Raw genomic sequence first — 25,988 nt, 5'->3', positions numbered from 1 at the left:
CCGAGGAACGAAGGCTGCGAGCTTTTAACCATCCAGAGCTCGCAGCCTTCGTTCCTCGGCAGCGACTACGTGAATGATGTTCGATTGGGATCAAATCTTGCGATCAATGCGCTAAACTCGCGGCCTTGCTGTCTGGAGTAACTTATGCGCGAAGAGTTGAACCAAGGCCTGATCGACTTTCTGAAGGCCTCCCCTACCCCCTTTCATGCCACTGCCAGTCTTGTTCAGCGCCTGGAGGCTTCCGGTTACCAGCGCCTCGACGAACGCGAAACATGGTTCACCGAAGCCAACGGTCGTTATTACGTCACCCGTAATGACTCGTCTATCGTTGCCTTCAAGCTGGGTCGTCACTCGCCGCTCCAGGGCGGTATCCGCATGGTCGGCGCTCACACAGACAGCCCGTGCCTGCGCGTCAAGCCACAGCCTGAACTGCAACGCCAGGGCTTTTGGCAACTGGGCGTAGAAGTCTACGGCGGTGCCCTGCTCGCGCCATGGTTTGACCGCGACTTGTCTCTGGCCGGACGCGTGACCTTCCGCCGCGACGGCCAGGTCGAAAGCCAGCTGATCGATTTCAAGGCACCGATTGCGACCATTCCCAATCTGGCGATCCACCTCAATCGCACCGCCAACGAAGGCTGGGCGATCAACCCGCAAACCGAGCTGCCGCCGATTCTGGCCCAGGTAGCAGGCGACGAGCGCGTGGATTTCCGTGCCCTGCTGGCCGACCAACTGGCCCGCGAGCACGGCCTCAATGCCGATGTGGTGCTCGATTACGAGCTGAGTTTCTACGACACCCAAAGTGCTGCGGTCATTGGCCTTAACGGTGACTTCATCGCCGGCGCTCGCCTCGACAACCTGCTGTCGTGCTACGCCGGCCTGCAAGCCCTGCTCACCACCGAGACCGAAGAAACCTGCCTGTTCGTGGCCAACGACCACGAAGAAGTCGGTTCCTGTTCAGCCTGCGGCGCCGATGGCCCGATGCTGGAGCAGATCCTGCAACGCGTACTGCCTGAAGGCGACGAGTACGTACGTACGATCCAGAAATCGCTGTTGGTATCGGCAGACAACGCCCACGGTGTTCATCCCAACTACGCCGACAAGCACGACGCCAACCACGGCCCCAAGCTCAATGCCGGGCCGGTGATCAAGGTCAACAGCAATCAGCGTTACGCCACCAACAGCGAAACGGCCGGGTTCTTCCGCCACCTGTGCATGGCCGTAGAAGTACCGGTGCAAAGCTTTGTAGTGCGAAGCGACATGGGCTGCGGCTCAACCATTGGCCCGATCACCGCCAGCCATCTGGGTGTACGTACCGTGGATATCGGTCTGCCGACATTCGCCATGCACTCGATCCGCGAACTGGCCGGCAGCCATGACCTCGCGCATCTGGTCAAAGTGCTCAGCGCGTTTTACGCCAGCCATCAGTTGCCGTAACACCGTTCTTTGTAGCCGCTGCCGCAGGCTGCGATAAGGGCCGCAGGACCTTCAAAAAAGCAGGGTCGCTGCGCAACCCATCGCAGCCTGCGGCAGCGGCTACAAGGTGCTGCATCTTGCTGATTCATTTTTGATACACATCACCACACATCTGCGTAAACCGACCTAGACTGGGGGCATTGCTTTCCAAAGGTCCATAACCATGTTCGAGATGTCTGCGTTCCACTCCATGATGATTCCCATTGTTTGCGGCATGCTGCTGCTCACCATTGGCTTCAACTTTCGCGAACGCAGTAGTGGCGTCGGCGTGCTGATGATCTGGTGCGGCATGCTGCTGATTTTTGGCACCATCGTTTTCAAGATCCTCGCCAAGCTGAACGAATAGGCGTGGTGTCATTCGCCCTTTGAACGGGCCCTAGCGTACACTCGGCCAATTCGCACCCTTCGAGGTTGATCGCCCAGTGTTTCTCCGTCTTTTTGCCTTGCCCCATGTCCTGCTGGTTTGCCTGCTGACGCTGTTGCCCATGACGTGCGCACAGGCCGTTGGCTTGCCGGGCATGCTCGGCAGTTCGGATAAAACCCAGGCACAACCCACCGAGCCGCTGGGCCAATCGCTGGACGAGGTCATCAAAAACCTCGAAAGCGATCAGCAGCGCAGCAAGCTGCTGGCCGATCTGAAAAAACTGCGCGATGCCACCAAAAAAGCCCAGCCTGAAGCCGAGATCGGTGTTCTGGGGCTGATCGGCAGCACCCTGGCAGACCTCGAAAAACAGTTCTCCGGCGCTGACAGCCCGACCTCTCGCTGGACCAAGGAAATCTCCCAAGCCAACGAAGAGCTGTCGGCCCTGATGCTGCCCGCCAGCGAATGGCTGCCGATCATCTTTGGCTTTGCATTAATCATCATGATCTGGAGTTTGTCGGCGGCACTGCTGATTTGGGTCAGCCACCGTGTCCGGGTGCGCTTTGGACTGAGCGAAGAACTGCCGCAACACCCCAAGGCCGTGGACATGCTGCGCTTTGCCCTGCGCAAACTGGGGCCGTGGATGGTGGCGCTGGTGATCACGGTGTACATGAGTTACGCCCTGCCCTCGTCGCTGGGCAAAGACCTGGCGATGGTGCTGGCTTACGCGCTGGTTATCGGCACTTGCTTCTCGGCCATTTGCGTCATCCTGTTCTCACTGCTCGATGGCCCCCACCGCCATCGTGCCCTGCATATTTTGCGGCATCAGGCGTTTCGCCCCCTGTGGTGGATCGGCAGCTTTGCAGCCTTTGGCGAAGCACTCAGTGACCCGCGACTGGTGGCCACCCTGGGTGTGCATCTGGCCCATACGGCCGCTACCTTTGCCAATGTAATGGCCGCCCTGTCCACCGGGCTGTTTATCATCCGGTTCCGTCGCCCCATTGCCCACCTGATTCGCAACCAGCCATTGTCGCGTCGCCTGACCCGACGGGCCTTGAGCGACAGCATCGATATCCTTGGGACCTACTGGTTCATACCGGCCCTGATTCTGGTGGGTATTTCTCTGGTCGCGACGTTTGTCTCGGCAGGCGATACCAGCACCGCACTGCGCCAGTCGCTGATCTGCACCGTGCTGGTGGTGTTGTGCATGGTGATCAACGGGCTGGTACGACGTCATTCCCAAAAACCGCAACGCGGCCACAAACGTCATGCGCTGTATTCCGAGCGCTTGAAAAGCTTCCTCTACACCCTGGCGCACCTGATCGTGTGGCTGGTATTCATCGAGCTGGGGCTGCGGGTGTGGGGCATGTCACTGATCAGCTTCACCGAAGGCGAAGGTCATGAAATCAGCGTCAAACTGTTCAGCCTCGGCGGCACGCTGCTGTTTGCCTGGCTGATCTGGATTCTTTCCGACACCGCCGTGCACCACGCACTGACCCGCTCGCGCAAAGGCCTGGCCAATGCCCGCGCCCAAACCATGATGCCGTTGATTCGCAACGTGTTGTTTGTGGCGATTTTCATCATCGCGCTGATCGTGGCCCTGGCCAACATGGGCATGAACGTCACCCCCCTGCTGGCGGGTGCCGGTGTGATCGGTCTGGCCATCGGCTTTGGTGCGCAATCACTGGTTGCCGACCTGATCACCGGCCTGTTCATCATCATTGAAGACTCCCTGGCCATCGACGACTACGTCGATGTCGGCGGGCACCTGGGCACGGTTGAAGGGCTGACGATTCGTACGGTGCGCCTGCGGGATATCGACGGCATCGTGCATACCATCCCGTTCAGCGAAATCAAAAGCATCAAGAACTACTCCCGGGAATTCGGTTACGCCATCTTCCGGGTTGCGATCCCCTACAACATGGACATCGACGATGCGATCAAACTGATGCGTGAAGTCGGGCAAAAAATGCGGAACGACCCACTGCAGCGACGCAATATCTGGTCACCGCTGGAGATCCAGGGGGTCGAAAGCTTTGAGTCCGGCAGCGCCATCTTGCGCGCCCGTTTCAAGACCGCACCTATCAAGCAATGGGAAGTGTCGCGGGCGTTCAACCTGTCCCTCAAGCGGCATCTGGATGAAGCCGGACTTGACCTGGCGACCCCGCGCCTGAGCGTACAAGTCGTGACCGCAGGCAGCGGAATGTTGCAGAAGGATTGATCCTGGATGCTGCCTCAACTTGTGTGGGAGCGGGCTTGCTCGCGATGACATCAGCGCGTTTTACCTGACACACCACGCCGAATGCATCGCGAGCAAGCCCGCTCCCACAGAGTGAGTTGCCTCCAGAAACCAGGGAAAATTCAACGCTCCTGCACATCCACCCCGACATGAATCGCATCATGTCGCCAATATTCCAGGTCACAGTCGATCAGCCGTTCGTGCTGGTCATAATTGACCCGCGCAATCCGTAAACCCGGGCTGCCGGTTGAAACCTTGAGCGTGGCTGCTGCTTGCATCGGCAATGATGTAGGTACGATTTCGAAACGCACCCGACCGTAATGCAAGTCGTAATGCCGGGCATACAGCTCGGTGATCGACCCGGTGAGATCAAGTTCAAGAATTCGAGGGAAATACTGAGGGTTCAAATAGTGCTCGACGTACAGCACCAGCCTCCCGTCAATGCGCCGGCCACGGCAGATCTGGATCACACTGGACAGCGCCGGCAACTGCAAGCGGTCGCACACCGCCGCCGTGGCCGGTAGCAGGCGCGCCGAAATCACTTCAGTGGACGCCACCCGCCCCTGGGCCGTGACCATTGCGTGGAAGTGGCTGCGCTGCATCAAGTTATAGGCCAGGCGCGGCGGCGAAATAAACCAGCCGCGACGCTCCTCCCGATAGACCATCCCCTGGGCTTCGAGCTGAAGCAACGCCTCGCGCACCGTAACCCGAGTAGTGGCAAACAACTCGCTGAGTTTGCGTTCGGCCGGCAACTGACTGCCGCACGCCAACAGGCCGTGCTCAATTTGCTCTTGGAGCGTGCGACTGATCGCGGTCACCGCTTTAGGTACACCTTCTCGCATCAACGTTACCTGACTGGACTAGTCCAGCACCAAATGTGGGCAGGCACGGCCTGAAAAATCACCAAACCTCGATAGCCGAAGCCTAGTCAGACCATATGACTGTTGCATGACAGCGCCTGCGACAAGGCCCATCAGAAAATGCCACAGGCCTTGCCAATCAAGCCCTGCGCGATGGTCTACGCTTACTCGAAACACACACGCGAACCTGCAACATCCCCTGCACAACCAGTGCCGACATTAAAGTGTCATCTGCCGGGCTTAAATTGGCTCAGGTATTGCTGACCTAGACCAACCCACCGCAAAAGAGCAATAAAACCCAGCGTTGAAAACGCCCAAGGAGCTTCGGATGAAACGGTTTTTCCTGGCATCACTGTTAGGTTCAAGCATCGCCCTGTGCACATCGGCCATGGCCGCCGATGTGGATTTAAAAGCCCTGGAAGCCGCAGCAAAGGCAGAGGGAACGGTCAACAGCGTCGGGATGCCCGATGACTGGGCCAACTGGAAAGGCACGTGGTCGGATCTGAACAAGCTCTATGGCCTCAAGCACATCGATACCGACATGAGCTCGGCCCAGGAAGTGGCCAAGTTCGCCGCTGAAAAAGACAACGCCAGTGCCGACATCGGTGACGTAGGCGCGGCCTTCGGCCCGATTGCAGTGGCCAAGGGCGTGACCCAGCCGTACAAGCCGACCACCTGGGACCAGATCCCGGACTGGGCCAAGGACAAAGACGGTAACTGGGCGCTGGCCTACACCGGCACCATTGCGTTTATCGTCAACAAAAAGCTGCTGCACGGCTCCGAAGTTCCAACCAAGTGGGCTGACCTGAAATCCGGCAAATACAAGGTTTCCATCGGTGATGTGAGCACCGCAGCGCAAGCCACCAACGGCGTACTGGCTGCTGCACTGGCCAATGGCGGCAGTGAAAAGAACATCCAGCCTGCCCTGCTGATGTTTGCCGACATCGCCAAGCAAGGCCGCTTGTCATTGGCCAACCCGACCATCGCCACCATGGAAAAAGGGGAAGTGGAAGTGGGCGTGGTCTGGGATTTCAACGGCCTGAGCTACAAAGCCAAAATGGTCAACCCGGATGACTACGTGGTGCTGATTCCATCGGACGGTTCGGTGATCTCGGGCTACACCACCATCATCAACAAATACGCCAAGCACCCGAACGCGGCCAAGCTGACTCGCGAATTCATCTTCAGCGATGCAGGTCAAACCAACCTGGCGCGGGGCAATGCACGGCCGATTCGTGCCGAGCACTTGAAGCTGCCTGATGACGTTCAAGCCAAGCTGCTCTCCAACGATCAGTACAAAAACGTGACCCCGATCAAGGACGCTGACGCCTGGGAAAAAACCTCCAAGGCCCTGCCGCAACTGTGGCAGGAAGAAGTCATCATCAATATGCAGTAACCCGCTGAACCAAGACCTGTAGTCGCTGCCAAGGAACGCAGGCTGCGAGCCTTTGATTGCGAAAGGCTCGCAGCCTTCGTACCTCGGCAGCGACTACGCAGTTGGCATGCTACTTCTGTTTGCGGAGTCGCCGGACATGAAACACAACGTTATCCTGGTAGTCCTCGATGGCTTGAATTACGAGGTAGCCCGCCAGGCGATGGGCCATCTGCAAGCCTACGTCGGGGCGGGTCGTGCTGCACTCTACAAGCTCACTTGCGAATTGCCCGCGCTGTCACGCCCTCTTTACGAATGCATCCTCACGGGCGTGCCGCCGATTGAAAGCGGCATCGTGCACAACAATGTGTCGCGCCTGTCCAACCAGCGCAGCGTGTTCCATTACGCTCGCGACGGTGGCCTGAGCACGGCCGCCGCGGCTTATCACTGGGTCAGCGAACTGTATAACCGCTCGCCATTTGTGATGGCCCGGGACCGCCATACCGTTGCCGCCGATTTGCCGATTCAGCACGGGCATTTCTACTGGAACGATCACTACCCCGATTCCCATTTGTTCGCCGACGCCGAAAGCCTGCGTGTAGCGCACACACCGAATTTCTTACTGGTTCATCCCATGAACATTGATGATGCCGGGCACAAGCACGGCCTCGATACCCCGCAATACCGCAACAGTGCGCGCTCGGCCGACATCATTCTGGCCGACTACCTGCAAGGCTGGCTGCAGGCCGGTTATCAGGTGCTGGTGACAGCCGATCACGGCATGAACAACGACCGCTCACACAACGGCATGCTGCCCGAAGAGCGTGAAGTCCCCCTGTTTGTACTGGGCGATGCGTTCAGCCTCAACCCGGATGTCACCCCCAAACAAACCGAGTTGTGCGGAACGATCTGCGAGTTGCTGGGTGTGACCCATGACAAACCGTTGTGTCGCGACCTGCTGAGGCCAGCGCCATGAGCCGTGGCAAATGGCTTGCGTTGCTGTGCCTGGTGCCCTTCGCCGTTTTTTTTATCGTGTTTCAAATTGCCCCGCTGGTGTGGGTGCTGATCCACAGCGTGCAATCTGAAGAAAGCGGCTGGGGCATGGCCAACTTCATCAAGATCTTCAACTCGAAATTCTATTTGCAAGCCATCCAGCACAGCCTGGAGATCAGTTTCTGGTCCAGTCTGTTCGGCATTGTGATCGCCATACTGGGCAGTTACTCATTGCGCAAGGTGGATTCGCGGCTGCGCAATTTCGTCAACGCGTTCGCCAACATGACCAGCAACTTCTCCGGGGTTCCGCTGGCCTTCGCCTTCATCATTCTGCTGGGGTTTAACGGCAGCATTACGATCATGCTCAAACAGGCCGGGATCATTGAGGACTTCAACCTTTACTCCAAGACCGGCCTGATCATCCTGTACACCTACTTCCAGATTCCCCTCGGCGTACTGCTGCTTTACCCCGCCTTTGATGCCGTACGCGAAGACTGGCGGGAGTCAGCGTCCTTGCTGGGGGCCAGCAGCTGGCAATTCTGGCGCCATATCGGCCTGCCCGTCCTCACCCCGGCATTGCTCGGCACTTTCGTGATCCTGCTGGCCAACGCACTGGGCGCCTACGCCACGGTGTATGCATTGACCACGGGCAACTTCAACGTACTGCCGATCCGTATTGCTGCAATGGTCTCGGGGGATATCAGCCTGGATCCGAACATGGCCAGCGCCCTGGCGGTGATTCTGGTGGGATTGATGACCCTGGTGACCCTGGTGCATCAGTGGCTGTTAAAGAGGAGCTACCATGTCGCGCGCTGAATCGGGTTCCCCCGGCATTTACCACCGCAGCGTGGTCTGGCTGCTGTTTCTGATCTTGTTGCTGCCGTTGCTGGGCACTCTTGTTTACTCCATCGCCAGCAGTTGGTCGGCGAGCATCCTGCCCAGTGGTTTTACCTTGAAGTGGTACAGCCAGTTGTGGAGCGACCCGCGCTTTCTCGCAGCCTTCGGCCAGTCGCTGTTGGTGTGCGTTGCAGCGCTGGTGCTGTCCGTCATTCTGATCCTGCCGCTGCTGTTTGTGGTGCACTACCACTTCCCCAGGCTCGATGCGCTGATGAACATCCTGATCCTGCTGCCTTTCGCCGTACCGCCAGTGGTGTCATCGGTGGGCCTGTTGCAGCTCTACGGTTCAGGCCCGCTGCAAATGGTCGGCACCCCCTGGATTCTGATCGGCTGCTATTTCACCGTGGCGCTGCCCTTTATGTACCGGGCGATCACCAACAACCTGCAGGCAATCAATCTGCGCGACCTGATGGACGCAGCCCAACTGCTGGGTGCCAGCACCTGGCAGGCGGCGTTTTTGGTGGTGCTGCCCAATTTGCGTAAAGGCTTGATGGTTGCCCTGCTGCTGTCGTTCTCGTTCCTGTTTGGCGAGTTTGTGTTCGCCAACATTCTGGTGGGCACCCGCTACGAAACCTTGCAGGTGTTCTTGAACAACATGCGTAACAGCAGTGGCCACTTCACCAGCGCCCTGGTGATCTCCTATTTCCTCTTTGTATTGGTGCTGACCTGGGTTGCCACCTTCCTGAACAAGGACAAAAGCCAATGAGCTTCGTCAGCGTCGAACACCTGCAAAAATCCTATTCCGGCACGGCGATTTTCAGCGATATCAACTGCAGCATCGCCAAGGGTGAGTTCGTGACCCTGCTGGGGCCATCCGGTTGCGGCAAGTCCACGCTGCTGCGCTGTATCGCGGGATTAACGCCCGTGGACGGTGGCAAAATCCTGCTCGATGGCCAGGACATCGTGCCGCTGAGCCCGCAAAAGCGTGGCATCGGCATGGTGTTTCAAAGCTATGCGCTGTTCCCCAACATGACCGTCGAGCAAAACGTCGCGTTCGGCTTGCGCATGCAGAAGGTCAGCACTGATGACAGCAACAAGCGCGTGGCCGAAGCATTGCAACTGGTGGAACTGAATGATTTTGCCAAGCGCTACCCCCACCAGCTGTCGGGTGGTCAATGCCAGCGCGTGGCCCTGGCGCGCTCGCTGGTCACGCGTCCGCGCCTGTTGTTGCTGGATGAGCCGCTGTCGGCGCTGGATGCGCGAATTCGCAAGCACTTGCGCGAGCAAATCCGCACTATTCAGCGCGAGCTGGGCCTGACCACGATTTTCGTCACCCACGACCAGGAAGAAGCACTGGTCATGAGCGACCGGATATTCCTGATGAACAAGGGCCACATCGTTCAAAGCGGCAATGCCCAAACCCTCTATGCCGCGCCAGTGGATGCATTCGCCGCCGGGTTTATCGGCAACTACAACCTGCTGGACCCCGAAACTGCCAGCCGCCTGCTGCAACGCCCGATCAACAGCCGCATCGCCATCCGCCCTGAAACCGTGGGTCTGAGCCTGCAGGGCGAACTCGACGGGGTGATCCTCAACCACAGCCTGCTGGGCAACGTCATCCGCTACCGGGTAGAGGCACGTGGTGTGCAACTGATCGTCGATGTACTCAACCGGGCACCCGGTGATCTGTATCCGGATGGTCAGCGTGTGGCGCTGTCCATCGATTCAAGCACCCTTTGTGAGGTAGCCTGATGTTCTTGAATTCACTGAAGAGCGAGTTGCGCTGATGGCTTTGGCAATTTTTGACCTGGACGAAACCCTGATTCATGGCGACTGCGCCACCCTGTGGAGCGAGCAGATGGGCCGCCTGGGCTGGGTTGATCCCGCCTCGTTCATGCAGCGCAACAACGAGCTTATGGACGCCTACAGCCAAGGCAAACTGGCCATGGAAGAGTTCATGGCCTTCAGCCTGGAACCGTTGATAGGCCGAACCCCCGAAGAGGTTGAACACTTGGTCGGGCCGTGGGTTGAAGACTTCATCGAACCGATCATCTTCAGCGACGCCACAAGAACCATTGCGGCCCATCGCAAGGCAGGGGACCGGATCCTGGTGATTTCGGCCTCGGGCACCCATCTGGTAAAGCCGATTGCAGAGCGACTGGGGATCGATGAAGTGCTGGGGATCGAGCTGGAAGTTGCACACGGCTTTTACACCGGCAACACCGTGGGAACCTTGACGTACCGCGAAGGCAAAATCACGCGCCTGCTGGAATGGCTGGATGAGCAGGAAGAAAACCTTGAGGGCGCGAGCTTTTACTCCGACTCACGCAACGACTTGCCGCTGCTGCTCAAGGTTGATCACCCGCACGTGGTGAATCCTGATCCGGTATTGCGTGAACAGGCAGAAAAGGCCGGGTGGCCGATCCATCACTGGAAGTGACACCCCAATACCTGTGGGAGCGGGCTTGCTCGCGATACAGACGCCGCGTTTTGTCAGGCACGCCGGGTCGCTACCATCGCGAGCAAGCCCGCTCCCACCAGGATCAACTCAGGCTGCTGTCTATCACCAGCACCAGCTTGCCCGACACCTGATTGCTTGCCAGTTCGGCAAATGCAGCCTGAGCCTCTTCAATCGGAAAGGTTTTGGCCAATTGCGGGCTCAGACGACCTTCAGTGAACAATGGCCATACCTGCTGCCCCAGATCACTGAGCAGGTCAGCCTTGAATTGATCGCTGCGGCTGCGCAGGGTCGAACCCAGCAGTTGGATACGCTTGCCCAGTACCAGTGCCAGATCCAGTTCGGCCTTGCGACCGCCCATCAAGCCGATCAACACCCAACGCCCGTCCAGCGCCAGCAACTTGAGGTTGGACTCAGCGTAATTGGCGCCCACCGGGTCCAGTACCACATCGAAAGGCCCCATGGCCTTGAGGCTGTCCAGCCCCTCGGTACGCACCACACCGCCCTGTGCACCCAACGCCTGACAGTAAGCCAGACGATCAGCCGAACCCACAGTGACCCAGCACGGGCTGCCGAAGGCCTTGCACAGCTGAATGGCCGCTGAACCAACACCGCTTGCGCCAGCATGCAGCAGCACTTTTTCACCTGGCTGCAAAGCGGCCAGCTGGAACAGGTTCAGCCACGCAGTGCTGTACACCTCAGGCAAGGCTGCCGCTTCGATCAGCGACAGACCTTCAGGCACTGGCAGGGCGTGACGGGCATCGACCACCACCTCTTGCGCCATGCCGCCGCCCGCCAGCAGCGCGCAAACCCGGTCGCCCACCTGCCAGGACGAACCCGGCCCCACTTCAGTGACCACTCCGGAGCACTCCAGGCCCAACACCTGACTGGCGCCCGGCGGCGGCGGATACAACCCGGCGCTCTGCAACAGATCGGCCCGATTGAGCCCCGCAGCCGCCACACGAATTCGAATTTGTCCTACATCACATGCCGGGCTTGGCTCTTCAACCCATGTCACTTGACCTTCAACGCCTTGCAATGCTTTCACAGTGCCTCCATAGTGAGTCTGGACTGAGCCCGGAGCTGTTGCGCCGGGCTTTTTGCATTATGCGACCGGTCCTTGATGGAACCGGCGACTTCAAAGACGGCCTAATATGCGTTATCAATTGCCCCCGCGTCGAATCAGCATGAAGCATTTATTCCCTAGCACCGCACTTGCCCTATTCATTGGCCTAGGCGTTTTGCCGTTTTCGGCCAATTCGTTCGCCGCTAACAGTTGGGATAACCTTCAGCCCGATCGTGATGAGGTAATTGCCAGTCTTAACGTTGTTGAGCTGCTCAAGCGCCATCATTACAGCAAGCCGCCACTGAATGACGCGCGCTCCGCGATCATCTATGACAGTTACCTGAAGCTGCTTGACCCTTCTCGAAGCTATTTTCTGGCCAGCGATATTGCCGAGTTCGACAAATGGAAGTATCAGTTTGACGACTTCCTCAAAAGCGGCGATCTCAATCCCGGCTTCATCATCTACAAGCGCTATCTGGACCGCGTCAAATCGCGCCTGGACTTCGCCCTTGCAGAGCTGAACAAAGGCCCTGACTCTCTGGACTTCACGGCTCGCGAAACCTTGCAGATCGACCGCAAGGACGCTCCGTGGCTCAAGACCGAAGCCGAACTCAATGACCTGTGGCGCAAACGCATCAAGGACGAAGTCCTGCGCTTGAAGATCGCTGGCAAAGAGCCTGCAAAAATTCAGGAGCTGCTGACCAAGCGTTACAAGAATCAGTTGTCGCGCCTTGATCAGACCCGCAGCGAAGACATCTTCCAGGCCTACATCAACACCTTCGCCATGTCTTACGATCCGCACACCAACTATCTGTCGCCAGATAACGCGGAGAACTTCGACATCAACATGAGCCTGTCGCTGGAAGGCATCGGCGCCGTGTTGCAGAGCGATAACGACCAGGTGAAAATTGTCCGGCTGGTGCCCGCGGGCCCTGCCGACAAGACCAAACAAGTCGCACCGGCTGACAAGATCATCGGTGTTGCCCAGGGCGACAAGGAAATGGTCGACGTCATCGGCTGGCGTCTGGACGAAGTGGTCAAATTGATTCGTGGCCCTAAAGGCTCCGTGGTGCGCCTGGAAGTGATTCCGGCCAGCAACGCGCCGAACGACCAGACCAGCAAGATTGTGTCCATCACCCGCGAAGCGGTGAAGCTTGAGGAACAGGCTGCCAAAAAGTCGATCCTCAACCTGAAACAGGATGGCAAGGACTACAAGCTCGGCGTCATCGAAATCCCGGCCTTCTACCTGGATTTCAAAGCGTTCCGCGCTGGCGACCCGAACTACAAGAGCACCACCCGCGACGTCAAAAAACTGCTGACCGAGTTGCAGAAAGAAAAAGTCGATGGCGTGATTATCGACCTGCGCAACAACGGTGGCGGCTCGTTGCAGGAAGCGACCGAACTGACCAGTCTGTTTATCGACAAGGGTCCGACGGTTCTGGTGCGTAACGCCGACGGCAAGGTGGACGTTCTGGAAGACGAAAACCCGGGCGCGTTCTACAAAGGCCCGATGGCGTTGCTCGTCAACCGCCTCTCGGCTTCGGCCTCGGAGATTTTTGCCGGCGCCATGCAGGACTACCATCGCGCGTTGATCATCGGCGGCCAGACGTTCGGCAAAGGTACGGTGCAAACCATCCAGCCACTGAACCACGGCGAGCTGAAACTGACTCTGGCCAAGTTCTACCGGGTTTCCGGTCAGAGCACCCAGCATCAGGGCGTACTGCCTGACGTTGCCTTCCCGTCGATCATCGACACCAAGGAAATCGGCGAAAGCGCACTGCCTGAAGCCATGCCGTGGGACACCATCCGCCCTGCCATCAAGCCGGCGTCTGATCCGTTCAAGCCTTACATTGACCGGCTCAAAGCCAACCATGATGCCCGCGCGACCAAGGATGCCGAGTTCATCTTTATCCGCGACAAGCTGGCCCTGGCCGAGAAGTTGATGGCCGAGAAGACCGTCAGCCTGAACGAGGCCGAGCGCCGTGCACAGCACGCCGATATCGATGCCAAGCAATTGGTGATGGAGAACGCTCGCCGTCAGGCCAAAGGCGAAGCACCGCTCAAGGAAATGAAGAAAGAAGACGAGGATGCGTTGCCGGTAGAGCCTGAAAAGACCAAACCGGAAGATGACGCCTACCTGAGTGAAACCGGGCGGATTCTGCTGGACTACCTCAAGCTCAGCTCGCAAGTGGCAAAGAAGTAAATCAAGGCTGAAAAAAAGGGCGGGCCGCGTTATGCGTCCCGCCCTTTTTATTGGCTATTGGTAAAGCCGGGCCAATTGCGGATCAGCCAGCAATCCCGGGCCACCTTCCTGATACAACATCGCCAGCTTGTGCGCGGCCAGTGGATGTCCCGCCTTTACCGCCATCGTCCACCAGCGCGCCGCTTCTGCAGCATCCGGGGTCTTGCCGAGCGAACCCGCCAGGCTGAAAACACCCACTTGATAAGCTGCCTTCGCGTCGCCGCTCAATGCCGCCAGACGCAACAGGCGTACGCCCTCCTCCTTCGCTCCAAGGCCTTGACCGCGAAAGGCCAGAATGTGCCCGTAGAAGCTTTGGGCACGGGTATCGCCCAGGTTGGCCATACGTGCAAACTGCCCTTCCATCCAGCCCCAGACGCGCGGCTGGCGCACGCACCACGGCCAGCGAAACAACTTGCGCGCCAGCCAGTAGCTCAGGCGCGCCTTAAACCGCCAGAGCACTCAAGCCTCCTCGTGCTCATAAGCATGCTCAAACACGCGCACCACCTCTGAGGCATGCCATGACGCGGCGGCAATGCCATCCGGCGGGCCGGGAAAACGCCCAAGCCGCTCAACGCACTCAAAAAAGCCCGTGCGTGGCAGGCGACTTGCGCCCTGGCTGATCACCAGCGAACTGCGCAAGGGCTGCTCGGCCCTGGCATCCATCGCCGCTAGGTGCTCAAGTGCTGCGGTAAGGGTCAACATTGCAGGGCTCGGTAATTGCAACCGTTCCAATAGTGCACGGTAAGTCAGCAAGTGGCGCTGTCGGCGCGCCTGATCGAGCTCAGCCAACAACCCATCCCAGTGTTGACGACTGATGCGAACGCTCATGGTGCTTCCCTCCAGCCCGGGATACCAAGCTCCCAGGCCAAGCTTCGACGAATGGCGAGGTCGGGGAGACGCTCACCGGTTTCTATCATTCCCAGATAGGACGGACTGATACCGACTGTGCGAGCCAGCACTTCAAGGGCCAGGCCCTTGTTCTCGCGCAGGCTGCGCAGTTGATCGAGTCCGGGATGCACCTGCTCGGGGGCAGATGCCTGTAGTACAGGGTCAGGCGCTGCAGTTCGCTCCTTGAGGCCTGCAGCCTTGAGCAGCGCCTGATAACTTTCCCATGAAAGAACGGCGTATTCAGGCTCACCATTACGCTTGATGATTTGAAGATCCATTACTAAACCCCGTCAGACTTTTAAATAAATCGAGTCAGAACTTTCCCTTGAAGCTTAATCCTATCAGCCACCAAGGTCTCTCGGGTTTTCACTCGCAAGTGAAATTTTTGTGAAAACAGCCCTGAACGCCCCACCGGGAGGAAAATGTTATCCACACAAATTGTGGATAACCTTGTGAACAGAGCTGTTTTTTAAGGCTGAAAGGCCCGCCCCATAAGGGCTGGAGTCAGATCGGGCGTTTTTTACACACATAAAAAAACCCATAAATTCATTGACTTGGCAGTCAGCAACCACTAGCCAAGGGAACTTATGGGCGATTTGAAAGGGTGCAGGACAACACTGACGCAAACAAAAACCTGACTGCAGAAACGACAACGCCCCGTCGAGACGGGGCGTTACGCGTACAACATGCTACTTATTTGGCAGCGTCTTGCTCTGCTTTGGCAGGATCTTTGATGCCCAGCAGTTCCAGATCGAATACCAGCACCGAGTTGGCCGGGATCGACGGGCTTGGGCTTTGTGCGCCGTAGGCCAGTTCGCTAGGGATGTACAGCTTGTACTTCTCGCCAACATGCATCAGTTGCAGACCTTCAACCCAACCCGGGATCACGCCGCTAACCGGCAGATCGATCGGGCTGCCGCGCTCAACCGAGCTGTCGAACACCTTGCCATCAATCAATTTGCCTTCGTAGTGAACAGTCACCACGTCGGTGGCTTTAGGCTGAGGGCCATCGGCTTTCTTGATGACTTCGTACTGCAGGCCAGAAGCGGTAGTGACAACACCTGCTTTCTTGCCATTTTCTTCCAGGAATTTTTTGCCAGCAGTAGAAGCTTCTTCGCTCATCTTGGTCAGGCGCTCTTCAGCACGTTTCTGCAGTGCTGCAAACGCTTCGATCAGCTCATCGTCCTTCAGCTTTTGCTCTTTCTTGCCGACGGCATCTTCGATGCCCTGGGCTACGGCCTTGGAATCCAGATCATCCATGCCTTCTTGAGCCAGGCTTTTACCCATGTTTAGGCCAATGCCGTACGAGGCTTTTTGCGCTGGAGTTTTCAGCTCTACGCTGGTCTGCGAATCACAACCCGCCAGTACCAGGCTTACCAGAGCCACAGCTGCCGCCAACCGATGCTGTTTCATGCTATTTCCTTGTTCATGCGCCAAATGGGCAATCGAATAAAGCCGCGAGCTTATCAGGCGGCCGCGACCAATGGCTACCGGCATAAGAGGGGCGAAATGCCGATAAGTTCATGCATTAATAACAATTCACGATTACAGCAACTTTTATTAACACATCTGTAAACCCGACAATGCCATCGGGTCACTTGATGCCTGACCGTACCTGAGGCATAAGGCTGTAATTATTTTTACAAGGAGCGTTACTGTGCGTCTGTTTTACCGTGTTCTGCTGGGACTGCTGCTGGCGTTGGTCCTGGGGCTTGGCCTGGTGATCTACTTCATTGCCAACCCGAAACTGCCTGCCTACGAGCCCCCTCAGCAACTGCACTATCTGGATCAGTGGACCCCTGCCGAACGCCAGACCTATTACTACACCCCCCAGGGGACCCAGGTTAAAGGCCTGCATTACGACTGGTTCAGCGCCCTCGAACTGCCCTTTTCAAAACAGCCTTTCGCAGCGCCCGAGTATCTGGCGCGTTTCGGGTTTCTGGTCGATCCCAAGCAACAGGCCACTACCGCCAACCCGGGCAACCTGCCAGTGGGCTTTACTCGCCACCAGAACCCGGGCAGCCAGGTCGAGTACCTGGACATCACCTGCGCCGCCTGCCACACCGGTGAACTGCGCTACAAAGGCCAGGCACTGCGCATCGATGGTGCCCCGGCACAACATGTGCTGCCATCCAGCGTACCGACCTTGCGCGGCGGCAGTTTTGGTCAGGCGCTGGTAGCCAGCCTCGCCGCGACCTACTACAACCCCTGGAAATTCGAGCGCTTCGCACGCACGGTGCTGGGCGAGCAGTACGAAGCGCAGCACAAACAACTGCGCAAAGACTTCAAGGCATCCCTGGATACGTTTCTGGCGGTGGCCTGGAATGACACCCATCGCGGCCTCTATCCCACACTCGAAGGGCCGGGCCGTACCGATGCTTTCGGAAGGATCGCCAACGCCAGTTTCGGTGATGCCATTTCCCCGTCCAACTACCGCGTAGCCAACGCTCCGGTTGACTATCCGCACCTGTGGGATATGTGGACGTTCGACTGGGTGCAGTGGAACGGTTCGGCCAAGCAGCCGATGGCACGCAATATTGGTGAAGCCCTTGGTGTTGGCGCCACCCTGAATTTTTTCGATGAGCATGGCCAGCCACTGCAGGGCGATGCCCGCTACCCGTCGAGTGTTCGGGTAAACGACTTGCACCTGATTGAAGAGACCCTGCAAAAACTCAAGCCCCCGGTCTGGCCCGAGGCACTGTTCGGCAACATCGATCGCCCCCTGGCAGCCAAAGGCCGTGTGCTATTCAACGAAAACTGCGCCGGGTGTCATGTACCGCCGGTGGTCGAGGAGAACGGGCGCCTGGTCAAGCAGCTCAAAATGTTGCCGGTCGAGGTCATCGGCACCGATCCCAATACCGCGAACAACATTGCCGACAATCGATACGACCTGAGCCCCTTGCAGTGGGATCCGGCTGAACTGGCTGGCATGAACGTGGATTTGTACCCCAAAACCGATACGCCTCTGGACATGAGCAAACTGTCAGTGGCCAAGGGCCTGGCCTACGTCACTGCGTTTGTTGAAAAACGGGCCTACCATGACGCCAGCATTGGCCCACAAGAGCAGGCGCGTCTCAACGGTTTCGGCCTCCCTATCGGTGTTCTGGAAGTGCGTGCCTACAAGGCGCGGCCCCTCGACGGGATCTGGGCCACAGCGCCCTTCCTGCACAACGGCTCAGTGCCTACGGTGTACCAACTGCTGTCGCCACAGGCCGAGCGCGACCAGACCTTCTATCGCGGCAGCTTTGAGTACGACCCGCGGCATTTGGGCTACCGCACCGAAGCCTTTGACGGTGGTTTTGTGCTCGATACGCGTATCAGCGGCAACCACAACAGCGGGCACGAGTTCCGCCCCGGCCCTCGCGGCAATGGCGTCATCGGACGCCTGCTGCAACCCGAAGAGCGCTGGGCGTTGCTGGAGTACTTGAAAGTGCTCGACGGGCCCCTTGAACACCCGTTGCCCAACGAATGAAGTTTGTTCGACACACCGAAGTTTTCCCTAAAAGGATGTTTGCATGCTGACCGCTTTCTGGCTTCGACTCGGCAAATGGCTGGGCACGTTACTGCTGGCGCTGATCGCTCTGGGGTTACTTGGCTGGGGATTGGCCACGGGCTGGTACGCCTGGCAGCATCGCGGCCCGGTCTCGGCCCAGGAACAGATCCCCGCGGGTGAAGCCGCCATGACCCAGGACACTATCCAGACGGCGATCAGGATCGTTGACCAGCACCGCGAGAACACCCGTTATCTGCGCGATGCCCACGCCAAGGCCCACGGCTGCGTCAAAGCCCAGGTCCAGGTGATCGACGATCTCGATCCGGCATTGCGCCAGGGCGTATTCGCCGCACCGGGTAAAACCTGGCAAGCGGTGATGCGTCTGTCCAATGGCAACGCTTACCCGCAATTTGACAGCATCCGGGATGCCCGGGGGATGGCGATCAAGTTGCTCGACGTACCGGGGGTTCAGTTGCTGCCAAGCCAGCAGGGTCGTGGAGAACAGGATTTTGTGATGTTCAACCATCCCAACTTCTTCGTCAGCGACGTAGCCGAATACCGTCAGAACATTGGTGCCCAGGCAGATGGCAAAAAGGTGCTGGCCTTCTTCCCGTCGTGGGATCCGCGCAGCTGGCAGGTCCGCCATTTGTTTATCGCCCTGGCGACACTGGCACCCGCCCCCGCCAGCCCCTCGCAAACCACGTATTTTTCAGTGTCGCCCTACAAGTTCGGCACGGCCAATGCCAAATACCGCGTGGCCCCCGACCCTGAGAGCTGCCCGGCATACACATTGCCGGCGCAAAATGAGGCACTGCCCAATTTCTTGCGCAATGCCTTGAACCAGCAACTTTCCACCGACCGTGTACCTGCCTGTTTTGTCTTGCAGGTTCAACGCCAGAACGCCAACCGCTTCATGCCGATTGAAGATACGAGCATCGAATGGAAAGAGTCTGACGCGCCCTTCGAGACGGTGGCACGGGTCAGGATTGCCCCTCAGGACTTCGACACCCCAAGCCAGAATCTGGCGTGTGACAACCTGTCGTTCAGCCCGTGGCATGGCATCGAAGAGCATCGTCCGATTGGCGGGATCAACCGCCTGCGCAAGGCGGTGTATGACGCCGTGAGCGAGTATCGGCATACGCGCAATGCGCAGCAATAAAACGCCCAGATAAATGTGGGAGCGGGCTTGCTCGCGATGGCATCGACGCGATCTGATTCAAAGACCGCGTCGCCTTCATCGCGAGCAAGCCCGCTCCCACAGGATTGGGCGCACGCTTTAATTAAGATATTTCCCACACTTAAAAACTATATATCTGTCATACGCACAACTTGACACCCATCAAACAACACCTAATGTGCCGCTCACAAAAACAACGAACAACGCACCGTACAACCAAGCCCCCTAATTAGCCACTATGCGCAACAAGTTGCACACTTGAATGTGGATAACCCTGTGAATAGATCCCTGTAACGCCTGCAAATCTTGGCGCACAGCCAAGTGCGCAAGAAGTTGCACACCACTGCGCAACTTCTTGCGCACTTTTATCGGAACTTTTCATTAAGAAAACAAATTAAATCCAACTAGTAATCCTACATCCCTGATAAACAACGACTTTATTTTTTCTGGCATGGGCTTTGATAGCAAATAGGCGCCCGCCATTAAAAAAGCCTGCGGGCTTCTATATTTATCAGTAAGGAAATCATCCATGGCAACGCCAGCGTATATGTCCATCACCGGTACCAAACAGGGTCTGATTACCGCCGGTGCTTTCACCGCCGACTCGGTCGGCAACACCTATCAGGAAGGTCACGAAGACCAGGTCATGGTTCAAGGTTTCAGTCACGAAGTGATCATTCCTCGCGATCCGCAATCGGGTCAACCAACCGGTCAACGCGTTCACAAGCCGGTCAAGATCACCAAGGTCTTCGACAAGTCGTCACCGCTGCTGCTGGCTGCACTGACATCCGGCGAGCGCCTGACTGAAATCACTATCGAGTGGTATCGCACTTCTTCAGCAGGCACTCAGGAGCACTACTTCACCACCAAACTTGAAGACGCGATCATCGTCGACATCAAGGACTACATGCATAACTGCCAGGACCCGTCGAATTCGCACTTCACCCATCTGGAAGACGTTGAGTTCACCTATCGCAAAATCACCTGGACCCACGAAGTGTCCGGCACTTCCGGTTCTGATGACTGGCGCACCCCAGTCGCAGGCTGACACTGACTGAGTGTTTCACGGTATCAATCGTTGTTTAACGGTTGATACCGCTCATGAGCTTTTGAGGGTCAGGCTTGAGGAAAAAAACATGTTCAACCCTGCTAACGAAACACTGTTCACGCTCACTATCGAAGGGCTTGAACACGATCTGCGTGTGCTTGAATTTCAAGGAACGGAAGCCATCAGCACACCGTTTGCCATCAAGGTAGAACTCGTCAGCGAACGCCCGAATCTTGACCTTGAAAGCATGCTTCACAAACAAGCTTTTCTGGCTTTCAACAACAGAGGTAACGGTATTCATGGGCAGATATATCGTATTGCCCAAGGCGATTCAGGCAAACGTCTGACACGTTACAGCCTGACGCTGGTCCCGCACCTTGCCTATCTAAGACATCGCACCAATCAGCGTATTTTCCAACAGCGCACGGTTGCGCAAATCATCAGCAAGATCCTTGAAGAACACGCAATCCTTGGCGATGCCTACCAGTTTCGACTGAACGCGATTTACCCGCCGCGAGAATACTGCGTCCAGTACAACGAGTCGGACTTGCACTTCATCCAGCGCCTGTGCCGCGAAGAAGGTATTCATTACCACTTCGAACACTCCAGGCACGCCCATTTGCTGGTGTTCGGCGATGACCAGACGGGGTTTCCCCAACTGGATAAACCCACCGCCTACCTGCAGGACAGCGGCATGGTGGCCGATGAGCCTGCCATCAAGCACTTCAACCTGCGCGTTGAGGCCCGTACCAGTCGCACCACGCGCAGGGATTTCAACTTCGAGAAAGCTGGCTTTACCGTCCAGGCCACCCATAACCCTGAAGCCCAGAGCCCTCAGCCCGATCTTGAGGACTATGACTATCCAGGTTTGTTCGTCCAGGGTGAGCGCGGCAAGCCCTTGACCCGGCGCGCCCTTGAGCGTCACCGAGCCGATTACCGTCAATCCGAAGGCAACAGCGATCAGCCAACGCTGGTCAGCGGGCACTTCATGTTGCTCAGCGAACACCCGCGCAAAGAGTGGAACGCGCTCTGGTTACTGACTGAAGTCCATCACCAGGGCTATCAGCCGCAGGTACTGGAAGAGAGCATCAGCCATGCCCCCTCACCTGATTCAGAACAGCTTGAACAGGGCTATCGCAACCGTTTCGTGGCAACGCCCTGGGATGTGTTTTATCGCCCGCAACAGCCATACCCCAAACCCCGCGTGCTGGGCAGCCAAACGGCCCTGGTCACCGGGCCAGCCGGCGAAGAGATCTATTGCGATGCCTATGGCCGGATCAAGGTCAAGTTCCACTGGGACCGCGAAGGCAAGGCTGATGACAAGTCCAGCTACTGGCTACGGGTGGCATCCAGTTGGGCGGGCGGCAGCCACGGCGGGGTCACGATTCCGCGGGTCGGGATGGAGGTGCTGGTCACCTTCCTTGAGGGCGACCCCGACCGGCCCGTGGTCAGCGGCTGCCTGGCCAATAGCCTGAACCCGGTGCCTTATGAGTTGCCAGCGCACAAGACCCGCAGTGTCTTGCGCAGCCGCAGTTCACCGGGAGGCCGGGGTTTCAACGAACTGCACCTTGAAGATCGCGCCGGTCAGGAGCTGATCTATCTGCGTGCCCAGCGCGACATGGAACAGAACATCGGGCATGACAGCCGCATTGAAGTTGGCAACGAGCGCCATGAAACCATCAAAGGCAACAGCATTGCGGTGCTCGAGGCGCAGGACCAGCGCACTGTAGCGGCAGATCGAAAAGTGGCGCTCCAGGCCAGCGACTACTTGCAGGTCGCCAGCAGCAGCCATACCCGGGTCGGGCAGACCGTGGTCGTGGAGGCAGGTCAGGAAGTTCACCTCAAGGCCGGAGCCAATCTGATCCTGGACGCGGGTGCCAGCCTTACCTTGAAAGCCGGGGGGCACCACCTGGTCATCAGCCCCGCAGGCATCTTCAGCAGCACCCCGATTGAAACCGGCGGCGCCCCCCTCAGCGGAACGGCGGCGGTGTCGCTATTGCCCGACTTGCTGGGGCTCTCAAGCATTCCGTCCTTGCTTGATCCGGAGGCTACAGACGCCCAGGCAAACGAGCCCCCAGCGTCGCCCAGAGGGGTGTGCAAGGGCTGCTTGCTGGCTGCACAGGCCAGGGCCGAGGCATTGGTGGCGCAGTAACACTTCATCAGCGAACCTCTTGAAACAAGGAAGCAACATGTCAACAACCGCAAAGGACTGGTTTCAACTTTTGACCGTAGAAGCCCGCAAGGCGAAGCTCGACCACCTGGATGTTCTGATCGACTGCACGACACTGCCTGCCCAGCTATTGCCGCCCCTGCTTGAACTGACACCGGCGCCTGCCAGCGCCTGGTTGTTCGAGCAAACGCTGGAGCACGAAGTGGCCCGTTTTGGCCCACTGCTGCTGCGCATCGAATTGACCCATGAGCAACAGTGCGCCGGGCTATTGGCGCTGCTTGACGCGGTACACCACGACTTTTGTGTGCTGGCACTGACCAGTCGCTGGCCTTTCGACGCCTTGGCCGCGCACTTGCGTGGGGCTACCCGGGCTTGCTGGAACCAGAATACGTGCAGCGGTGTACTGCGTTATTACGACACCCGCCTGTTCAAGTCTTTCTGCGAGCAGCTTGATCCCCCTCAACTCAAGTTGTTTCACGCCCCGGTCAGCCGGTGGCACTGGATCGATCACGACAACAAAGCTGCAGCGCTATCAGGGTTCGACACCCGCCCGGGCGATCAGGCTGCGCAAACCGGCATGAGCCTGAGCAATGAGCAAGTGCTGCACTTGCAAGCTGTCAGCGCGGCACTTCGCTGGTTCAAGGAGCACGCCAAGACGCCCCATGAGCATGGCTTCACTTCACGCGAAGCCATGATTCGTTGCCTGATTGAAATCCATCTGGATATCAGCCGGCAGAAGCGGGAAAAACATGAGCACGAAGACTTTATCGCCACGGCGCTGAGCACCCACCTTCCAATCACCTCGACCTGGCACAAGGCCCACTCATGAGTCGCTTGCCTCTTTTGCTGTTAATCAGCGGTCTCTCGCTACAGGGCTGTGCCGACTCCATACCTGACCGACTCGGTGCGCCAATCGAGGGCTATAGCCATACCTCGGCGGCGATCAACCGGTTTTCGGTGAATGGCAATGGCGGGCCCAACATCAGCCCCTATGGCGGCGGCGCCAAACAGAACTGCTGCGCCACGCTTCCCGTGAAATGGCACCCCGGCTTGACCGTAGTGGTCGAGTGGGAGAAAGACCCTGATCCGCATGCGTATGCCGACTGGCCCAAGCCCCGCTATTCAGATGCTTGGTCCAAGGCCGCTCAAGAGCACGAAGCTCAATACACACGCCATCGCGCCGTTGTAGCAGTGGCGCCGTATGAAGAGTTGGGGCTTGTAAACGTGCATTTCTTACCATGTAACCAAGTTGCGGTATCAGCTGGAGCGACCTATCCCGGCCGGCCGGATTATCCGTTTCATTACCCTCAAAAAATGCAGGAGCCTGCCACATGTCCGAAACCATGACTCGCTCACTGCTGGTGATGTTTATCGCCGGGATTGCGTTACAGGGCTGTGCCGACTCCCTGCCTGACCGTCTGGGTGCGCCAATCGAGGGATATAGCCATACCTCGGCGGCGATCAACCGGTTTTCGGTCAATGGCAATGGCGGGCCCAACATCAGCCCCTATGGCGGCGGCGCCAAACAGAACTGCTGCGCCACGCTTCCCGTGAAATGGCACCCCGGCTTGACCGTGGTGGTCGAGTGGGTGAAAGACCCTAATCCACATGCATATGCCGACTGGCCCAAGCCCCGCTATTCCGATGCCTGGTCCAAGGCAGCTCAAGAGCACGAAGCTCAATACACCCGCCATCGCGCCGTTGTAGCAGTGGCGCCGTATGAAGAGTTGGGGCTTGTAAACGTGCATTTCTTACCATGTAACCAAGTTGCGGTATCAGCTGGAGCGACCTATCCCGGCCGGCCGGATTATCCGTTTCATTACCCTCAAAAAATGCAGGAGCCTGCCACATGTCCGAAACCATGACGCCGCGCCCCAAAAGGTCCACTGGAGAATTTCTCAGTGCTACTCCCGACTTCAAAATGGGCGGGCTTTTACCGCAAACACCGGGAGATGTGCTTTTCAATTATCGAAAGCAACAGCAAGCCTTCGACCCGTTCGAACAACAAGCAATGGACGCTGCTCATGCAGCCGGATGGGCTTACGCGGGCCGGCCCTGTATGCAGATCGTGACGATCACCCTTTGCTTTGACGGCACCAACAACCATGAACCGACGGACAGCCTGGCTTTACCTTCGACCACTACCAATGTGGCTCGCCTGTACCACGCAAGTTTAGGCAGGGATGACGAGGAAACGTCTGAGAATGAAGGCTTCTATGCCTATTACATGCAAGGCGTTGGCACCGAGTTCAAGGAAATAGGCGAGTTCAAACCGGATAGCCAAGGTTTGACGATGTCGACAGGCGGCGAAAACCGGATCAACTGGGGGCTGACCCGATTGATCGATGCGCTGAAAAGAGCCACTGACCAACCACGCCTTAAAAACTCTGATGCCTACACCCTGGTACAAAAAATGGGCACCAGTCTCACCGAAGATATGCTCGCAGCATCGGTTTTCAAAAACAGCTATACCCGCCGCAAGGAAGTGCTGGCCAAGCCCCTGGCCGAACTCAAAGCTCAGATCGACGCTGCCCATGCCGGCAAGACCATCCCGACCATCAAAGCTGTACGCCTGTTCGTGTACGGGTTTTCAAGGGGCGCCGCCCAGGCGCGGGCATTTGCCAACTGGCTCGAAGCCCTGACCAAGGTTGAAGTGGAAGGCACCACCTGCTACCTGTTTGCCGGACTGCCGATCAAGATTGTGTTCATGGGGCTGTTCGACACTGTAGCCTCAGTGGGTATCCCCTATCTGGCGCCATTTGCCGCAGGCCACATGGGCTGGGCCGACGGCACCCTGCGCCTGTCCGACTCCGAAGAATTTCTGGAGCGCTGCGTGCATATGGTGGCAGCCCACGAGCAGCGCAGTTGCTTCCCCCTGGACTCGATCCGGCGCCAGGCCAACCCCGACGACCCGGACTGCCTGTCCACCTATCGCAACGGCACCAGGGAATATATCTACCCCGGCATGCACTCCGACGTTGGCGGCGGTTACCCGCCCGGCGATCAAGGCAAAGCTGCAGCAGGTGGAAAAGAGGTGCTATCGCAAATTGCCCTGCACCATATGTATGACGAGGCCTACAAGGCTGGCGCTCCGTTGCAGGCACCCAAAGATGCTCTCGGAAACGAATTGGAAAGGCGCTGGCCATGGCGTGTGATGGATGGCGCGACGGCGGTTGAATTTCAAGTCGACCCCACCCTGATCGAACGTTTCAACACCTGGCTCGACAATATGGACAACGGCCCGCTGGAAGAGGTCATGGCCCGCGAGGCCGGGGTGATTACCGGTTGGCGCATCAGCCGTTACGCCATGA

General features: G+C 57.9%; 24 protein-coding genes. 18 read left to right on the top strand and 6 right to left on the bottom strand.

Features of this window, described 5'->3' with window-relative positions; all coding sequences use genetic code 11:
* The first annotated feature begins 144 nt into the window (after positions 1–144).
* The 3 genes from AC19YQ_RS10290 (at position 145) to AC19YQ_RS10280 (ending at position 4,055) form a co-directional block, all read left to right on the top strand.
* Positions 145–1,434 carry a M18 family aminopeptidase gene (locus tag AC19YQ_RS10290; RefSeq protein ID WP_500595066.1) on the top strand — a complete coding sequence of 430 codons (1,290 nt, stop codon included), beginning with the start codon at positions 145–147 and terminating at the stop codon, positions 1,432–1,434.
* Between the two features lie 202 nt (positions 1,435–1,636).
* Positions 1,637–1,819, top strand: a complete 183-nt coding sequence (locus AC19YQ_RS10285; protein ID WP_019828579.1) for a hypothetical protein — start codon at positions 1,637–1,639, stop codon at positions 1,817–1,819.
* A 76-nt stretch (positions 1,820–1,895) separates the two neighbouring features.
* Positions 1,896–4,055, top strand: coding sequence for a mechanosensitive ion channel domain-containing protein (locus tag AC19YQ_RS10280; RefSeq protein ID WP_500595065.1), 2,160 nt, complete (start codon positions 1,896–1,898; stop codon positions 4,053–4,055).
* A 140-nt stretch (positions 4,056–4,195) separates the two neighbouring features.
* Here AC19YQ_RS10280 and AC19YQ_RS10275 read toward each other — a convergent pair whose 3' ends face one another.
* Positions 4,196–4,915, bottom strand: coding sequence for a UTRA domain-containing protein (locus tag AC19YQ_RS10275; RefSeq protein WP_339474198.1), 720 nt, complete (start codon positions 4,913–4,915; stop codon positions 4,196–4,198).
* A 346-nt stretch (positions 4,916–5,261) separates the two neighbouring features.
* Here AC19YQ_RS10275 and AC19YQ_RS10270 point away from each other — a divergent pair, with 346 nt between their 5' ends.
* The 6 genes from AC19YQ_RS10270 to AC19YQ_RS10245 all read left to right on the top strand — a co-directional run bounded on the left by AC19YQ_RS10270 (position 5,262) and on the right by AC19YQ_RS10245 (position 10,575).
* Positions 5,262–6,329, top strand: coding sequence for an ABC transporter substrate-binding protein (locus AC19YQ_RS10270; RefSeq protein WP_133078124.1), 1,068 nt, complete (start codon positions 5,262–5,264; stop codon positions 6,327–6,329).
* A 136-nt stretch (positions 6,330–6,465) separates the two neighbouring features.
* Positions 6,466–7,281: an alkaline phosphatase family protein gene (locus tag AC19YQ_RS10265; protein WP_500595064.1), complete on the top strand. Its 816-nt coding sequence runs from the start codon at positions 6,466–6,468 to the stop codon at positions 7,279–7,281.
* A complete protein-coding gene (locus AC19YQ_RS10260) occupies positions 7,278–8,114 on the top strand; it encodes an ABC transporter permease (protein WP_019827637.1) in 837 nt (278 codons plus the stop codon). Before AC19YQ_RS10265 ends, AC19YQ_RS10260 begins: the two co-directional genes overlap by 4 nt.
* On the top strand, positions 8,101–8,901 hold the full coding sequence (locus AC19YQ_RS10255; RefSeq protein WP_339474202.1) for an ABC transporter permease: 801 nt from the start codon (positions 8,101–8,103) through the stop codon (positions 8,899–8,901). The genes AC19YQ_RS10260 and AC19YQ_RS10255 overlap by 14 nt, the downstream gene beginning before the upstream one ends.
* Positions 8,898–9,887, top strand: a complete 990-nt coding sequence (locus AC19YQ_RS10250) for an ABC transporter ATP-binding protein (RefSeq protein WP_133078121.1) — start codon at positions 8,898–8,900, stop codon at positions 9,885–9,887. Before AC19YQ_RS10255 ends, AC19YQ_RS10250 begins: the two co-directional genes overlap by 4 nt.
* 34 nt (positions 9,888–9,921) lie before the next feature.
* Positions 9,922–10,575, top strand: coding sequence for an HAD family hydrolase (locus AC19YQ_RS10245; protein WP_133078120.1), 654 nt, complete (start codon positions 9,922–9,924; stop codon positions 10,573–10,575).
* 103 nt (positions 10,576–10,678) lie between these two features.
* Here the strand turns inward: AC19YQ_RS10245 and AC19YQ_RS10240 are convergent, their stop codons facing one another.
* Complete coding sequence (locus tag AC19YQ_RS10240) at positions 10,679–11,641, bottom strand: NAD(P)H-quinone oxidoreductase (protein ID WP_339474204.1); 963 nt, start codon at positions 11,639–11,641, stop codon at positions 10,679–10,681.
* Positions 11,642–11,780: 139 nt separating this feature from the next.
* Here AC19YQ_RS10240 and AC19YQ_RS10235 point away from each other — a divergent pair, with 139 nt between their 5' ends.
* On the top strand, positions 11,781–13,862 hold the full coding sequence (locus tag AC19YQ_RS10235; RefSeq protein ID WP_219261575.1) for a carboxy terminal-processing peptidase: 2,082 nt from the start codon (positions 11,781–11,783) through the stop codon (positions 13,860–13,862).
* A gap of 54 nt (positions 13,863–13,916) precedes the next feature.
* Here the strand turns inward: AC19YQ_RS10235 and AC19YQ_RS10230 are convergent, their stop codons facing one another.
* The 4 genes from AC19YQ_RS10230 to bamJ form a co-directional block, all read right to left on the bottom strand.
* Entirely contained in the window at positions 13,917–14,360 is a 444-nt protein-coding gene (locus AC19YQ_RS10230) for a tetratricopeptide repeat protein (RefSeq protein ID WP_133078117.1), read from the bottom strand.
* Complete coding sequence (locus tag AC19YQ_RS10225; RefSeq protein WP_339474209.1) at positions 14,361–14,729, bottom strand: hypothetical protein; 369 nt, start codon at positions 14,727–14,729, stop codon at positions 14,361–14,363.
* Complete coding sequence (locus tag AC19YQ_RS10220) at positions 14,726–15,067, bottom strand: helix-turn-helix domain-containing protein (RefSeq protein ID WP_133078115.1); 342 nt, start codon at positions 15,065–15,067, stop codon at positions 14,726–14,728. Before AC19YQ_RS10220 ends, AC19YQ_RS10225 begins: the two co-directional genes overlap by 4 nt.
* Positions 15,068–15,482: 415 nt before the next feature.
* Positions 15,483–16,202: a BamJ family beta-barrel-assembly machinery protein gene (gene bamJ, locus AC19YQ_RS10215; protein ID WP_219261577.1), complete on the bottom strand. Its 720-nt coding sequence runs from the start codon at positions 16,200–16,202 to the stop codon at positions 15,483–15,485.
* Between the two features lie 244 nt (positions 16,203–16,446).
* Here bamJ and AC19YQ_RS10210 point away from each other — a divergent pair, with 244 nt between their 5' ends.
* The 8 genes from AC19YQ_RS10210 to AC19YQ_RS10175 all read left to right on the top strand — a co-directional run.
* Complete coding sequence (locus tag AC19YQ_RS10210) at positions 16,447–18,261, top strand: di-heme-cytochrome C peroxidase (protein ID WP_500595063.1); 1,815 nt, start codon at positions 16,447–16,449, stop codon at positions 18,259–18,261.
* 43 nt (positions 18,262–18,304) lie between these two features.
* Positions 18,305–19,441: a catalase family protein gene (locus AC19YQ_RS10205; RefSeq protein WP_500595062.1), complete on the top strand. Its 1,137-nt coding sequence runs from the start codon at positions 18,305–18,307 to the stop codon at positions 19,439–19,441.
* A 547-nt stretch (positions 19,442–19,988) separates the two neighbouring features.
* A complete protein-coding gene (locus AC19YQ_RS10200) occupies positions 19,989–20,507 on the top strand; it encodes an Hcp family type VI secretion system effector (protein WP_219261057.1) in 519 nt (172 codons plus the stop codon).
* A gap of 88 nt (positions 20,508–20,595) precedes the next feature.
* Entirely contained in the window at positions 20,596–22,659 is a 2,064-nt protein-coding gene (locus AC19YQ_RS10195; RefSeq protein WP_500595061.1) for a type VI secretion system Vgr family protein, read from the top strand.
* A 37-nt stretch (positions 22,660–22,696) separates the two neighbouring features.
* Positions 22,697–23,506 carry a toxin Tle1 chaperone Tla1 gene (tla1, locus tag AC19YQ_RS10190; protein WP_500595060.1) on the top strand — a complete coding sequence of 270 codons (810 nt, stop codon included), beginning with the start codon at positions 22,697–22,699 and terminating at the stop codon, positions 23,504–23,506.
* Positions 23,503–24,024 carry a Tli1a family immunity protein gene (gene tli1a, locus AC19YQ_RS10185; protein ID WP_500595059.1) on the top strand — a complete coding sequence of 174 codons (522 nt, stop codon included), beginning with the start codon at positions 23,503–23,505 and terminating at the stop codon, positions 24,022–24,024. Before tla1 ends, tli1a (AC19YQ_RS10185) begins: the two co-directional genes overlap by 4 nt.
* A complete protein-coding gene (gene tli1a / locus AC19YQ_RS10180; protein ID WP_500595058.1) occupies positions 24,009–24,542 on the top strand; it encodes a Tli1a family immunity protein in 534 nt (177 codons plus the stop codon). Before tli1a (AC19YQ_RS10185) ends, tli1a (AC19YQ_RS10180) begins: the two co-directional genes overlap by 16 nt.
* On the top strand, positions 24,527–25,988 hold a 1,462-nt coding region (locus AC19YQ_RS10175; RefSeq protein ID WP_500595057.1), incomplete at its 3' end, for a T6SS phospholipase effector Tle1-like catalytic domain-containing protein. The genes tli1a (AC19YQ_RS10180) and AC19YQ_RS10175, both read left to right, overlap by 16 nt.

Source organism: Pseudomonas sp. MF06569, from assembly GCF_059862735.1.
Note: the sequence above shows the minus strand (reverse complement) of the source record. Positions and strands in the feature narration are given on the sequence as shown.

Bases quoted from the DNA above. Each gene is read 5' to 3' on its own strand.
- AC19YQ_RS10205 (WP_500595062.1), top strand. From the start codon at position 18,305: ATGCTGACCGCTTTCTGGCTTCGACTCGGCAAATGGCTGGGCACGTTA.
- AC19YQ_RS10275 (WP_339474198.1), bottom strand. From the start codon at position 4,915: ATGCGAGAAGGTGTACCTAAAGCGGTGACCGCGATCAGTCGCACGCTC.
- AC19YQ_RS10245 (WP_133078120.1), top strand. From the start codon at position 9,922: ATGGCTTTGGCAATTTTTGACCTGGACGAAACCCTGATTCATGGCGAC.
- AC19YQ_RS10250 (WP_133078121.1), top strand. From the start codon at position 8,898: ATGAGCTTCGTCAGCGTCGAACACCTGCAAAAATCCTATTCCGGCACG.
- tli1a (WP_500595058.1), top strand. From the start codon at position 24,009: ATGTCCGAAACCATGACTCGCTCACTGCTGGTGATGTTTATCGCCGGG.
- AC19YQ_RS10225 (WP_339474209.1), bottom strand. From the start codon at position 14,729: ATGAGCGTTCGCATCAGTCGTCAACACTGGGATGGGTTGTTGGCTGAG.
- tla1 (WP_500595060.1), top strand. From the start codon at position 22,697: ATGTCAACAACCGCAAAGGACTGGTTTCAACTTTTGACCGTAGAAGCC.
- AC19YQ_RS10270 (WP_133078124.1), top strand. From the start codon at position 5,262: ATGAAACGGTTTTTCCTGGCATCACTGTTAGGTTCAAGCATCGCCCTG.
- AC19YQ_RS10195 (WP_500595061.1), top strand. From the start codon at position 20,596: ATGTTCAACCCTGCTAACGAAACACTGTTCACGCTCACTATCGAAGGG.
- AC19YQ_RS10290 (WP_500595066.1), top strand. From the start codon at position 145: ATGCGCGAAGAGTTGAACCAAGGCCTGATCGACTTTCTGAAGGCCTCC.
- bamJ (WP_219261577.1), bottom strand. From the start codon at position 16,202: ATGAAACAGCATCGGTTGGCGGCAGCTGTGGCTCTGGTAAGCCTGGTA.
- AC19YQ_RS10220 (WP_133078115.1), bottom strand. From the start codon at position 15,067: ATGGATCTTCAAATCATCAAGCGTAATGGTGAGCCTGAATACGCCGTT.
- AC19YQ_RS10265 (WP_500595064.1), top strand. From the start codon at position 6,466: ATGAAACACAACGTTATCCTGGTAGTCCTCGATGGCTTGAATTACGAG.
- AC19YQ_RS10285 (WP_019828579.1), top strand. From the start codon at position 1,637: ATGTTCGAGATGTCTGCGTTCCACTCCATGATGATTCCCATTGTTTGC.
- AC19YQ_RS10260 (WP_019827637.1), top strand. From the start codon at position 7,278: ATGAGCCGTGGCAAATGGCTTGCGTTGCTGTGCCTGGTGCCCTTCGCC.
- tli1a (WP_500595059.1), top strand. From the start codon at position 23,503: ATGAGTCGCTTGCCTCTTTTGCTGTTAATCAGCGGTCTCTCGCTACAG.
- AC19YQ_RS10200 (WP_219261057.1), top strand. From the start codon at position 19,989: ATGGCAACGCCAGCGTATATGTCCATCACCGGTACCAAACAGGGTCTG.
- AC19YQ_RS10255 (WP_339474202.1), top strand. From the start codon at position 8,101: ATGTCGCGCGCTGAATCGGGTTCCCCCGGCATTTACCACCGCAGCGTG.
- AC19YQ_RS10235 (WP_219261575.1), top strand. From the start codon at position 11,781: ATGAAGCATTTATTCCCTAGCACCGCACTTGCCCTATTCATTGGCCTA.